This is a genomic window from Pseudomonas sp. P5_A2_2 (assembly GCF_054177685.1).
Window position 1 is genome coordinate 1 of sequence record NZ_JBGCUL010000057.1, and the last position, 12,598, is coordinate 12,598.

Here is a 12,598-nt window from a genome sequence, read left to right on the forward strand (position 1 = left end):
CACCAGTTCAGCGGCGAGGAAACGGCTACTGCGGTCGGTGATCTGGTCTTCCGGGAAGAAGTGATCGTTTTCCGGCAGGTGCTCGGCAATCACTCGTTCCAGCGCATCGAGGTTATGCCCGTGCTGCGCGGAAATCGGGATGATCTGCGCATTCGGCAGCTGCTCCTGCAACCAGCTCAGGTGCGGCATCAGCTCGGCCTTGTCTTCGATACGGTCGGTCTTGTTCAGCGCCACGATCAGCGGGCCGGTCACGTACTGGACGCGCTCGAGAACCATCTGGTCCTCTTCGGTCCACTTGGTGCGGTCCACCACGAAGATCACCACGTCGACGTCTTTCAACGCCGCCGAAGCGGTCTTGTTCATGTAGCGGTTCAGAGCCTTTTCGCCGCCCTTGTGCATGCCAGGGGTGTCGACGTAGATCGCCTGCACGTCGCCCTCGGTCTTGATGCCGAGCATGTTGTGACGGGTGGTTTGCGGTTTGCGCGAGGTGATCGCCAGCTTCTGACCCAGGATGTGATTCAGCAGTGTGGACTTGCCCACGTTCGGACGGCCGACGATGGCAACATAGCCACAGCGAGTTGCGTTTGTATCAGTCATTGCCATTCTCCACACCCAGGGCAATCAGAGCTGCGGCGGCCGCTACCTGTTCGGCAATACGACGGCTCACACCCTGACCTCGGCTTTTTTCATTCAGTAAGATGATTTCGCATTCGACGAAGAACGTCCGGCAATGCGGCTCACCCTGGATATCCACCACTTCGTAACGCGGCAGCTCACAACCACGGGACTGCAGGAATTCTTGCAGGCGGGTCTTTGGATCTTTGTTGGTGTCGACCAGCGTCAAGCCTTCGAACTCTCCGGCCAGCCAGGCAAGCACACGTTCGCGGGCCATTTCCATGCCGGCATCGAGGTAGATCGCACCGATCAGCGCTTCCAGTGCATCGGCCAGAATCGACTCGCGACGGAAACCTCCACTTTTCAGCTCGCCCGAACCCAGGCGCAGGTATTCGCCCAGATCGAAACCACGGGCCAGTACGGCCAGAGTCTCACCTTTCACCAGACGCGCGCGCAAACGCGACAACTGGCCTTCGCGGGCCAGCGGGAAGCGCTCGAACAACGCCTCGCCGGCGACGAAATTGAGAATGGCGTCACCGAGGAATTCCAGGCGTTCGTTGTTACGCCCGGCAAAGCTGCGGTGAGTCAGGGCCAGGACCATCAGTTCCTGATCCTTGAAGGTGTAGCCGAGCTGACGCTCTAGACGGCTTAAGGAGACGCTCACGGTTTACCCACGCTGAGTTCGTGGCTGGATTCCACCGCCATCGCCGTGAGGCGGCGCAGGCTTGGGACAATTAACGCTGTGTTCAAAAATAACGTCCTGAATATCATTGTTTTCATGCATCTGGCGCCCATTGTGCCGGTTCCAGAAATGCATTCGGCGCTGTGTTCAACAGCGCCGTGTTTGATTACTTGATCAGGCCAACCCGCGAGAAATTCGGCAGGTGACTGAGTTTGGGTTCCGGCCAGCTCATCCAGACCGCGAAGGCCTTGCCGACGATATTCTTGTCGGGAACCATGCCCAGCAGATCCTTGGGAATGCTTGGATCATCCCAGTAGCGACTGTCGTTCGAGTTGTCGCGGTTATCGCCCATCATGAAGTAGTGCCCGGCGGGCACGGTCCACGAATGGTCCGGCATGGCGCGGTAGCGGCTCATTTCCTTGCGGATCATGTGCTCGGCCGCACCGAGTTTTTCCTTGTAGAGCTCAGCGCTGCCCAGCGTGCCCGGCTCGGAGCCGACCAGTTGTTCGGCAATCGATTGACCGTTGACGAACAGGCGCTTGTCGGCGGTATAACGAACCGTGTCACCCGGCAGGCCTACTACACGCTTGATGTAGTTGACGTTCGGGTCGCTCGGGTAGCGGAACACCATCACATCACCGCGCTGCGGATCACCGACTTCGATGATTTTCTTGTCGATCACCGGCAAGCGGATCCCGTAGGAAAACTTGCTCACCAGAATGAAGTCGCCGACATCCAGGGTTGGCTTCATCGAACCGGAAGGAATCTGGAACGGTTCCACCAGGAACGAACGCAGCACCAGCACGATGAACAACACCGGGAAGAACGACTTGCCGTATTCAACCAGCAGCGGTTCCTTGCTCAGTTTCTCGACCACTGCCCCATCAAGCTGGCTCACACTGCCCTGATAGGCATTGATGGCAGACCGGCGCCGTGGCGCCAGGAACAACAGATCGAGCAACGCCAAAAGACCGCAGACGAATACGGCGATGACCAGCAACAGCGGGAAATTTAGTGACATAGGACCTAACTATCCAACCTGAGCACTGCAAGGAAGGCTTCCTGTGGAATTTCCACGTTGCCGACTTGCTTCATGCGTTTCTTACCGGCCTTTTGCTTTTCCAGCAGCTTTTTCTTACGGCTGACGTCACCACCGTAGCATTTGGCCAATACGTTCTTTCTGAGCGCCTTGACGGTTGTCCGCGCCACAATCTGCCCGCCAATGGCGGCCTGGATTGCCACGTCGAACATCTGCCGCGGAATCAGTTCCTTCATCTTCTCGGTCAACTGGCGACCTTTGTAGTGCGAGTTGTCACGGTGCACGATCAGCGCCAGGGCATCGACCTTGTCGCCGTTGATCAGCACGTCCAGCTTCACCAGGCTAGCCGATTGGTAACGATCGAAATGGTAGTCCAGAGAAGCATAGCCGCGACTGGTGGATTTCAGACGATCAAAGAAGTCCAGTACCACTTCGTTCATCGGCAGGTCGTAGGTCACTTGTACCTGAGAGCCTAGGAACAGCATGTCGACCTGTACACCGCGTTTTTCGATGCACAGGGTAATGACGTTGCCCAGGTGCTCTTGCGGCACAAGAATATTGGCGCGCACGATCGGCTCGCGCATGTCTTCGATGGACGACAGGTCCGGCAGCTTCGACGGGTTATCGACGTAGATCGTCTCACCGGTCTTGAGCAACAGCTCGAAGATTACCGTCGGCGCCGTGGTGATCAGGTCCAGGTTGTACTCGCGCTCCAGGCGCTCCTGGATGATTTCCATGTGCAGCATGCCGAGGAAGCCGCAACGGAAGCCGAAGCCCAGGGCGTCCGAGCTTTCCGGCGTGTACTGCAGCGACGAGTCGTTCAGGGTGAGCTTTTGCAGCGCCTCGCGGAAGTCTTCGAAGTCGTCGGAGCTGACCGGGAACAGACCGGCGTACACCTGCGGCTGGATGCGTTTGAACCCCGGCAGCACGTCGACGTCCGGCGTCGTGCTCAAGGTCAGGGTATCGCCCACTGGCGCACCGTGAATGTCCTTGATGCTGGCGATGATGAAGCCCACTTCACCGGCCTTCAGGTCAACGGTCGGGGTGTGTTTCGGGTTGAATACACCGACGCTGTCCACCAGGTGGATCTTGCCGGTGGATTTGACCAGGATCTTGTCGCCCTTCTTCACGCGGCCGTGGCGCACGCGTACCAGGGAGACAACGCCCAGGTAGTTGTCGAACCRGGAGTCGATGATCAACGCTTGCAGCGGATCTTCGATGTTGCCGGTCGGCGCTGGAATGGTGGTCACCAGGCGCTCGAGCACTTCATCGACGCCCAGACCGGTCTTGGCAGAGCAAGTGACCGCGTCGGTGGCATCGATGCCGATGATTTTTTCGATTTCTTCTCTGACGCGGTCCGGATCAGCCTGTGGCAGGTCGATCTTGTTCAGCACCGGCATCACTTCCAGGCCCTGTTCGATCGCCGTGTAGCAGTTGGCAACCGACTGTGCTTCAACGCCTTGACCGGCATCGACCACCAGCAGCGCGCCTTCACAGGCAGCCAGCGAACGGCTCACCTCATAGGTGAAGTCAACGTGGCCGGGGGTATCAATGAAGTTCAGCTGGTAGTTGATACCGTCGCGAGCCTTGTAATACAGGGTGACGCTGTGCGCCTTGATGGTGATCCCGCGTTCACGCTCGAGGTCCATGGAGTCCAGGACCTGGGCTTCCATTTCGCGCTCGGCCAGGCCGCCACACATCTGGATGAAGCGATCGGCCAGCGTCGACTTGCCATGGTCAATGTGGGCGATGATGGAGAAATTGCGRATATGACTCAAATCACTCACGGATCAACACTCAAAAAGGCTGCAGGCATGGCCCGCCGAAAAATAGCCGGGAATTGTACCTGATCCACGGCGCAAGCGTCACGTTTGCAGGTCAGACGGTGCCTACAAAAACGCCCCGGTCTTGCGACCGGGGCGTTTTTTATTACCTGTCAGGCCGGAAAATACCCGCCATCAACCGGCTCGACGCAATAACCAGAGCCCCGCCACGGCACAAATACCCGCCGGCAGCAGCACCGAAAGCAACGGTGGGAAGCCGAATACCAGGCTGGAAGGCCCCAACAGATCCTGAACGATGCGGAAGGTGAAGCCCACCAGCACACCGGTAAACACACGCTGGCCGAGAGTTACCGAACGCAATGGACCGAAAATGAAGGAAATGGCCATCAGCACCAACGCGGCAGTGACCAACGGCTGCAATACCTTGACCCAAAATGCCAGCCAATAGCGGCCATTGCTCAACCCCTGGTCCGCCAGATAGTGGATGTAACCCCAAAGGCCGCTGATCGACAGCGACTCCGGCACCATGACCACGGTGTTCAGCAACTGCGGGCTCAACGCGACTTCCCAACGCTCATCCGGGGTCGAAACCACTTCGGTGCTGCGCTCGTGGAACAGCGTGGTCGTGACATCCGTCAACTGCCAGTGATCCGTGTCGAACTCGGCACGCTTGGCGAAGCTGGCCGACAGCATGTGCCGTTCGTTGTCGAAACGATAACGGGTCACGCCATACAGGATGCCGTTGGGTTGTACCGAGTTGACGTGAATGAACTCATCGCCCTGGCGGTGCCACAAGCCGTGCTTGGCGCTTTGTGCATCACCGCTCCCCTGAGCCAGCGAGCGATTGGCCTGCGCGGTGGTTTCGGCAGGCGGCGCGATGTACTCGCCGACCAGCACACCGGCGAGYATCAATACCAGCATCGGTTTCATGACCGCCCAGACGATCCGGCCGATCGACACACCGGCAGCACGCATGATGGTCAGTTCACTGTTGCTGGCCAGGCTGCCCAGACCGATCAGGCAACCGATCAGCGCCGCCATCGGCAGCATTTCGTACATCCGGCGCGGCGCGGTCAGCGTCACATAACTCAGCACATCGAGCAGGGTGTAGGTATCGGTGACTTCACTCATCTCGTCAATGAAGGCAAACAGTGTCGCCAGGCCGAGAATGATCCCGAGCACTGCCAGAATCGCAATGAGTACGCTGCTACCAATGTAGCGATCCAGCTTAACCACGGGCCACCTCCAGCGCGCTGCGGCGACTCGCCCTCTTCAAACGCAGGGGCTCCCAATAAAGCAAGCCCAGGCCAATGACCAGGAAAATCCCGTGCACCCACCACAAGCCCAGCACTGCGGGGATCTTGCCCTTGTCGAGGGCACCGCGGGCGGCAATCAGAATGGTCAGGTAAGCCATATAAAGAAGAATCGCCGGCAGTAATTTGAGGAATCGGCCCTGACGCGGGTTGACCCGCGACAACGGCACCGCCATCAAGGTCACGATGAACACCAGCAACGGCAGTGACATACGCCATTGCAATTCGGCGCGCAAACGAATGTCTTCACTGCCGATCAACGTACGGGTCGGCATCGCATCACGGTCGGTGACTTCGTCGCTGACGTCCGGCTTTGGCAGCAACACACCATACTCGTCGTACTTGATCGCCCGGTAGTCGGCCTGCCCTGGATTACCGTCATAGCGATAGCCGTTATCAAGGATCAGGTAGCGGTTGCCGTCCGGGCGAATTTCCTGACGCCCCTTTTCCGCCACCAGGACAGAAATTCCGCGATCCTTGTTGTTGGAACTGATGTTCTTTTGCGAGATGAACACACCGCCCAGATTGACGCGGTCATCCGTCATGCGCTCGGTGTAGGTGACCCGGGTACCGTCTCGCAGGGCCTGGAAACGCCCTGGCTCCAGGGTATCGAATTCAGTCAGGGCGTCCTGCTTGTTCAGCAGCAACTGAAACTGGTTGGCCCCTTGTGGCGCCAGACTCAGGCTCAGCCACGCCACGATGAGTGCAACCAGGGTGGCCGGAAACATTGTCATCCAAACCAGCCGCTGCTGGCTCATGCCGGTAGCCGAGAGCACGGTCATTTCACTATCGAGGTACAGGCGTCCGTAGGACAACAGGATCCCGAGAAACAGGCCCAGCGGCAGAATCAGCTGGAGAAACCCCGGCAGACGAAAGCCCATGATCAGGAACAGCGAACCCGGATCCAGCAGGCCCGAGGCCGCCTGGGCGAGGTATTTGATGAAGCGCCCGCTCATGATGATGACCAGCAGCACGGCGCTGACGGCGCTCAAGGTCAACAGGACTTCGCGGGATAGATAACGGAAGACGATCAAACCAGACACTCCAGGGTTGTCAGGCTAAGGCGGCCAAACAAGCAAACGTATCGGACAGCCCGCAAGGCAGAGCCGCCGAAAAAAAGATGGCGCATTATCCTGTGATTGGGTGCACCTGTCACTGCGCAAGCTCAAGCAGCCGGTCAAAGCACCGAAGATCGTACAACCGAGGGTTGTCAGCCGCCGGTAGCGAGGTTCAAACTGCGGCCTTTGTGGCCGGTCGATCCCGGCGCCTTTCTTTTGCTTTCTATTTAAATGCAGGCAAGTGACGCACATAGGGTGTCGGGCGCTTGCGTGCTAACCATCAATTCAGGGACCCGGACATGGAACTGGTTGTAAAAAGCGTCAACCCGGAAACGTTGAAGACCGCCACGCTGGTGGTTTCCGTTGGCGAAGGCCGCAAGCTCGGCGCTGTTGCCAAACAACTCGACGAACTGAGCGGCGGCGCGATCAGCGCAGTGCTCAAGCGCGGCGATCTGGCCGGCAAGGTTGGCCAGAGCCTGTTGCTGCACAGCCTGCCGAACCTCAAGGCCGAGCGTGTGCTGCTGGTAGGCGTTGGCAAGGACGACGAACTGGGTGACCGCCCGTTCCGCAAAATCATCGCCGGCATCCTCAATACCCTCAAAGGCCTGGGCGGCAGTGATGCGGTGCTGGCCCTGGACGAAATCGTGGTCAAGGGTCGCGACAGCTACGGCAAGACCCGTCTGCTGGCGGAAACCCTGATCGATGGCGAGTACCAGTTCGACCAGTTCAAGAGCCAGAAAGCCGAACCCCGCGCCCTGAAGAAAATCACCCTGCTGACCATCAAGGCGGCTCAAGCTGAAGTGCAGCGCGCCGTGGCCCACGCCACTGCCATCGCCAACGGCATGGCCTTCACCCGCAACCTGGGCAACCTGCCGCCAAACATCTGCCACCCGACCTTCCTCGGTGAACAGGCCAAAGACCTGGGCAAAGAGTTCAAGGAACTGAAAGTCGAAGTCCTCGACGAGAAGAAGATCAAGGCCCTGGGCATGGGCTCGTTCTACGCCGTCGGCCAGGGCAGCGCCCAGCCACCGCGCCTGATCGTCATGCAATACAACGGCGGCAAGAAATCCGAGAAGCCGTACGCGCTGGTCGGCAAAGGCATCACCTTCGACACCGGCGGCATCAGCCTGAAGCCGGGCGCCGGTATGGATGAAATGAAGTACGACATGGGCGGCGCCGCCAGCGTGTTCGGTACCCTGCGTGCCGTGCTGGAGCTGAAGCTGCCGATCAACCTGGTGTGCATCCTGGCCTGTGCCGAGAACATGCCGAGCGGCAACGCTTCGCGCCCGGGCGACATCGTCACCACCATGAGCGGCCAGACCGTGGAAATCCTCAACACCGACGCCGAAGGCCGTCTGGTGCTGTGCGACGCCCTGACCTACTCCGAGCGCTTCAAGCCGCAAGCGGTGATCGACATCGCCACCCTGACCGGTGCCTGCGTGGTCGCCCTGGGTTCCCATACGTCGGGCCTGCTGGGCAACAACGACGAACTGATCGGCCAACTGCTGAGCGCCGGCAAGGCTGCCGACGACCGCGCCTGGCAACTGCCGCTGTTCGATGAATACCAGGAACAGCTTGACAGTCCATTTGCCGACATCGCCAACATTGGCGGCCCGAAAGCCGGCACCATCACCGCGGCCTGCTTCCTGTCGCGCTTCACCAAGAACCTGAACTGGGCTCACCTGGACATCGCCGGCACGGCCTGGACCAGCGGCGGCAAGGACAAGGGCGCCACTGGCCGTCCGGTTCCCCTGCTGACCCAGTACCTGCTGGACCGCGCCAAAGCCTGAAACCGATGATGGGCTGCGGCGTCACTTTCCAGTGACGCCGTTTGCCGCTCTGGAACCGCAATGACCAAAGTCGACTTCTATATCCTGCCCAGCGCCGATCCTTCGGCACGCCTGGACTTTGCCTGCAAGCTCACCGAGAAAGCCTGGCGCATGGGCCACCGCATCTACCTGCATTGCAGCGATGCGGCCCAGCGTGACGATCTCGATGCGCGGTTGTGGGCGTTCAAGGGCGAAAGCTTCGTGCCCCACGGCCCTGCCGACAGCGAACCTGACGGTTTGATTGTTTTGGGGTTGGGCAATGACTGCGGACAACATCAGGACCTGCTGGTCAATCTCGACCTGAAAGTCCCGGCCTTCGCCAACAAGTTCGCCAGAGTGGCGGAAGTGGTGGTGGAGGATCCGACGATCAGAGCGGCCGCGCGGGAGAGTTTCCGTTTCTACCGCGAACAGGGCTATCCTCTGCAAGATCACCGTTTACAGCGACTCTGAGCCTTTCAATGGACACTCCAAAACCGCTGCAACAGTCCGCGCACCTGCTGGACGACCTCGAGTCGATCCGCCAACTGCTCGGCGATGACAACCTGCAACCGCCCCTGCTGACCGACACGGTCGAGGACGGTGACCAGGAACAGATTCCTATGCTGTTCGACGCCGTCAGCGAGCCTTCGCCACCCGTTGTTTCGACAGCCCCGCCCCCCATCGTTGAACCTGTCACCGCGACGACATCGACGCCTGCCGCCAGCAAGAACCCGGATGACTTGCTGCACCTGGACAGCGAATTGCGCGCCGCCGCGCAGTTGATCATGCAAGACGTGATCGACGATTTCGCCCCGCACATCGAGACCGAAATCAAACGCCGCCTCAGTGCACGACTGGAGCGGTTGTTGAGCCAGTACAACGACTGAACAACTTACGGCGGGGGCTCTTCTGTGGGAGCGAGCTTGCTCCGGGCGGCGATCCGACGATAGCGGTCGAACAGACACATCGATGTTGAATGTGACGCCCTCATCGCGAGCAAGCTCGCTCCCACATAAAAGCCTCGCTACGGGCAACCTTCAGGTGCTCAAGTAACGCCCAATCAATGCAATCCCGCTGACCAGCACCAGCCACGTCACCAGGCGCACGAACGCCTCGCGAGACAACCTCATGGTCAGCCGTCGACCAAACCACAGCCCCAGCGCCATCGCCGGCAACAGACAAACCGCCAGCACCAGCAACGGTAAATCGGCATACACACCGGCGATTGCAAACAGGCTCAAACGCACCACCGTACTGCAGCTGATCAACGCGCTTTGGGTGGCCCGAGCCGCCTCCTTGGGCAAACGGCTGTTCAGATAGATCGCATACAAAAAACCGCCGCTGCCAAACAACGCGCCAAACATTCCGCCCACCGTCCCCATCGGCACCGCCCAAGCGGCGGACAACTGCGCCGGACGTGCCTTTATCCACAGGCTGTAAATCGCATAGGCGCTGATAAACACCCCCATCAACAACAGCAACAGGTCGGACTTGAGGTTCAGCAGAAAAATCACCCCCAGCGTGCACCCCACGGCCATGCAGGGCAGTAACCGCAACAGCTCCGGCCTCGCCACATCGCGCCGCGAAGGCAACAGATTGCCAAATGCCGCGACAAAATCGAGCAACACCAGCAACGGCACGATCTTCGACAGCGGCATGAACAGAATCAGGATCGGCCCCGCCACCAGCGCCGTACCGAAGCCGGCGATGCCGAACACGATGTAGGCCAGGGCGATGCCCGTACCGATGGTCAGCCAGTTCGCAGCACCGAAATTCCATTGACCTAACAACTCAAGCACGCTCATTCCCCTGTCTTCCTTGATTACCGACAACGACTTTAACCTTCTGGGAGCGAGCTTGCTCGCGATGGCGTCTTAAAATTCACCGACGATGTCGCCTGCTGGACCGCTATCGTCGGATCGCCGCCCGGAGCAAGCTCGCTCCCACAAAAAGCCTCCCAGAAGGGAATTGTGCAGGATCATGGAGATTGACCACAGAATGCCTTTAAACTGCGCCCCATGATTAAAGATCCCTTTGCAAGACTCGGCCTGGACCGCGAAGTCCTGACCGTCAGCCAACTCAACGGCCGCGCGCGGGTGTTGCTCGAAGACGTGTTCAGTAACATCTGGGTCGAAGGCGAAATCTCCAACCTCGCCCGTCCGGCGTCGGGCCATGTGTACTTCACCCTCAAGGACAGCGGCGCCCAGGTGCGTTGCGCGCTGTTTCGGCAAAACGCGGCACGGGTTCGCCAGGCCTTGAAGGACGGCCTGGCGGTCAAGGTGCGCGGCAAAGTCTCGCTGTTCGAAGGGCGCGGTGATTATCAGCTGATCCTCGATACCGTGGAGCCGGCCGGTGATGGCGCCTTGCGCCTGGCCTTCGACGCACTCAAGGAAAAACTCAGCGCCGAAGGCCTGTTCAGTGCCGAGCGCAAGGTCCCGCTACCGGCGCACCCGCAACGCATCGGCATCATCAGTTCGCCCACCGGCGCGGTGATCCGCGACATCATCAGCGTGTTCCGCCGTCGCGCACCGCAGGTGCAGTTGACCCTGATCCCCACCGCCGTACAGGGCCGCGAAGCCACCGCGCAGATTGTCCGTGCCCTGAAACTGGCAGATGCCCGGGGTTTCGACGCACTGATCCTGGCCCGAGGCGGCGGTTCGCTGGAAGATCTCTGGTGCTTCAACGAAGAAGCCGTGGCCCGCGCCGTAGACGCTTGCGTGACGCCAATTGTCAGCGCCGTCGGCCATGAAACCGACGTATCGATCAGCGACTTCGTGGCCGACGTTCGCGCGCCCACCCCTTCCGCTGCCGCCGAATTGCTGGCACCGGACTCCGGCGATCTGGTGCGTCGGGTCGAAAGCCTGCACCGACGGTTGGTGATGCRCATGCGTGACCGCTTGATGCGCGATCGACTACGCCTGGAAGGCATTTCCCGGCGCCTGCGTCATCCCGGCGAGCGCCTGCGCCAGCAAGCACAACGCCTGGATGACCTGGACATGCGCATGCGCCGCGCGTTCGAGCGCAGCCTCAACACCCGTCGCGAACGCTTGATCCGCCTGGAAACCCGTTTGGCCGCACAACATCCGGGCCGGCAACTGGCAATGCTTCGCCAGCGCCTCGACAGCCTGGCCGAACGCCTGCCGCGCGCGATCCGCGAAGGGCTGAAGAACCGTCGCTTGCAGTTGCAAAGCCAGATGCAGACGCTGCATGTGGTCAGCCCGCTGGCGACCCTCGGCCGTGGCTACAGCATCTTGCTGGACGAGCGCGGCAACGCGATCCGCAGCGCCGCGCAAACCCATAACGGCCAGCGTCTCAAGGCCAAGTTGGGCGAAGGCGAACTGCAAGTGCGGGTCGAAGACAATCACCTGACGCCTGTCACCCTTTCTTTACTGGACTGATCCATGCCGCGTTTCCTCGCTCCGCTGCTGTTGCTGTGCCTGACCGTCAACGCCAACGCCGACAGCTACATCACCCGCCTGTTGAACAAACCGGTGCCGGGCGGCGTTGCGGTGGTGGATCTGGGCACGTCCGCCCAGGCGCCAAAAGCCACTTATCAAGGCAAACCGGTGCTGGTGGTCAAGGAACAGAGCAACTGGCTGGCCATCGTCGGCGTGCCACTGACGGTCGAGCCAGGGGCTCAATCGGTCAGCAGCGGCGGTCATAATTTGAATTTTACGGTTGGCAACAAGAAGTACCCGGAACAGCGCATCACCCTGAAGAACACCCAACAGGTCAATCCGGACCCGGAGAATCTCAAGCGCATCGAGCGTGAACTGGCCGAACAGATTGCGGCCTACCGCACATTCAGCCCCAACACCCCGAGCAACCTGCTGCTGGACAAACCGGTGAACGGGCCGCTGTCGAGCAAGTTCGGCGTGCGCCGCTTTTTCAACGGTGAAGAGCGCAACCCCCACTCTGGCCTGGACTTCGCCGTGGGCGCCGGCACACCGATCAAAACCCCGGCCGCAGGCAAGGTGATCCTGATCGGCAACTACTTCTTCAACGGCAATACGGTGTTTGTCGACCACGGCCAGGGCTTTATCAGCATGTTCTGCCACATGTCGAAAATCGACGTGAAGGTGGGGCAACAACTGGCCCGGGGTGGCGTGGTCGGCAAAGTCGGTGCGACCGGCCGGGCGACCGGGCCGCATATGCACTGGAATGTCAGTCTGAACGATGCGCGGGTCGACCCGGCTATTTTCATTGGTGCGTTTCAGCCCTGATCCGTGAATAAGGCCTCTGGCCTCATCGCGAGCAAGCTCGCTCCCACAAGGATTGTGCTGTACCTGTGGGAGCGAG

The 12,598-nt window shown here is 60.1% G+C and carries 12 protein-coding genes; 5 read left to right on the plus strand and 7 right to left on the minus strand.

Features of this window, described 5'->3' with window-relative positions; all coding sequences use genetic code 11:
* From era to lptF, 6 genes are all read right to left on the minus strand, one after another.
* Positions 1 to 597 (minus strand): GTPase Era (gene era, locus ACXRVY_RS07475; protein WP_458237192.1); only part of this gene is annotated, 597 nt, incomplete at its 3' end.
* Entirely contained in the window at positions 590 to 1,279 is a 690-nt protein-coding gene (gene rnc, locus ACXRVY_RS07480; RefSeq protein WP_008053221.1) for a ribonuclease III, read from the minus strand. The genes rnc and era, both read right to left, overlap by 8 nt.
* Positions 1,280 to 1,463: 184 nt before the next feature.
* Positions 1,464 to 2,318 carry a signal peptidase I gene (gene lepB / locus ACXRVY_RS07485; protein ID WP_223460288.1) on the minus strand — a complete coding sequence of 285 codons (855 nt, stop codon included), beginning with the start codon at positions 2,316 to 2,318 and terminating at the stop codon, positions 1,464 to 1,466.
* A 5-nt stretch (positions 2,319 to 2,323) separates the two neighbouring features.
* Complete coding sequence (gene lepA, locus ACXRVY_RS07490) at positions 2,324 to 4,123, minus strand: translation elongation factor 4 (RefSeq protein ID WP_458237193.1); 1,800 nt, start codon at positions 4,121 to 4,123, stop codon at positions 2,324 to 2,326.
* Positions 4,124 to 4,294: 171 nt separating this feature from the next.
* Positions 4,295 to 5,356 (minus strand): LPS export ABC transporter permease LptG, encoded by a 1,062-nt coding sequence (gene lptG / locus ACXRVY_RS07495; RefSeq protein WP_458237194.1) that lies wholly within the window; start codon positions 5,354 to 5,356, stop codon positions 4,295 to 4,297.
* Positions 5,349 to 6,467, minus strand: coding sequence for an LPS export ABC transporter permease LptF (lptF, locus tag ACXRVY_RS07500; RefSeq protein WP_223460283.1), 1,119 nt, complete (start codon positions 6,465 to 6,467; stop codon positions 5,349 to 5,351). The genes lptG and lptF overlap by 8 nt, the downstream gene beginning before the upstream one ends.
* 323 nt (positions 6,468 to 6,790) lie before the next feature.
* On the opposite strand from lptF, the gene ACXRVY_RS07505 reads away from it, so the two are divergent.
* Genes ACXRVY_RS07505 through ACXRVY_RS07515 form a run of 3 tightly spaced genes read left to right on the plus strand, consistent with a single transcriptional unit; the run spans position 6,791 to position 9,186 of the window.
* Positions 6,791 to 8,281, plus strand: coding sequence for a leucyl aminopeptidase (locus ACXRVY_RS07505; RefSeq protein WP_223460281.1), 1,491 nt, complete (start codon positions 6,791 to 6,793; stop codon positions 8,279 to 8,281).
* A 60-nt stretch (positions 8,282 to 8,341) separates the two neighbouring features.
* Positions 8,342 to 8,770, plus strand: a complete 429-nt coding sequence (locus ACXRVY_RS07510; protein WP_223460279.1) for a DNA polymerase III subunit chi — start codon at positions 8,342 to 8,344, stop codon at positions 8,768 to 8,770.
* An 8-nt stretch (positions 8,771 to 8,778) separates the two neighbouring features.
* The gene (locus ACXRVY_RS07515; RefSeq protein ID WP_223460276.1) at positions 8,779 to 9,186 is read left to right on the plus strand and encodes a DNA polymerase III subunit chi; all 408 of its coding nucleotides are present in this window, start codon (positions 8,779 to 8,781) and stop codon (positions 9,184 to 9,186) included.
* A 150-nt stretch (positions 9,187 to 9,336) separates the two neighbouring features.
* Here the strand turns inward: ACXRVY_RS07515 and ACXRVY_RS07520 are convergent, their stop codons facing one another.
* Entirely contained in the window at positions 9,337 to 10,104 is a 768-nt protein-coding gene (locus ACXRVY_RS07520) for a sulfite exporter TauE/SafE family protein (RefSeq protein WP_223460274.1), read from the minus strand.
* A gap of 213 nt (positions 10,105 to 10,317) precedes the next feature.
* Between ACXRVY_RS07520 and xseA the strand changes: the two genes are divergently transcribed.
* Together xseA and ACXRVY_RS07530 are read left to right on the plus strand one after the other, a co-directional pair.
* Positions 10,318 to 11,697: an exodeoxyribonuclease VII large subunit gene (gene xseA, locus ACXRVY_RS07525; RefSeq protein ID WP_458237195.1), complete on the plus strand. Its 1,380-nt coding sequence runs from the start codon at positions 10,318 to 10,320 to the stop codon at positions 11,695 to 11,697.
* Between the two features lie 3 nt (positions 11,698 to 11,700).
* Positions 11,701 to 12,522: a peptidoglycan DD-metalloendopeptidase family protein gene (locus ACXRVY_RS07530; RefSeq protein ID WP_223460268.1), complete on the plus strand. Its 822-nt coding sequence runs from the start codon at positions 11,701 to 11,703 to the stop codon at positions 12,520 to 12,522.
* Positions 12,523 to 12,598 lie beyond the last annotated feature (76 nt).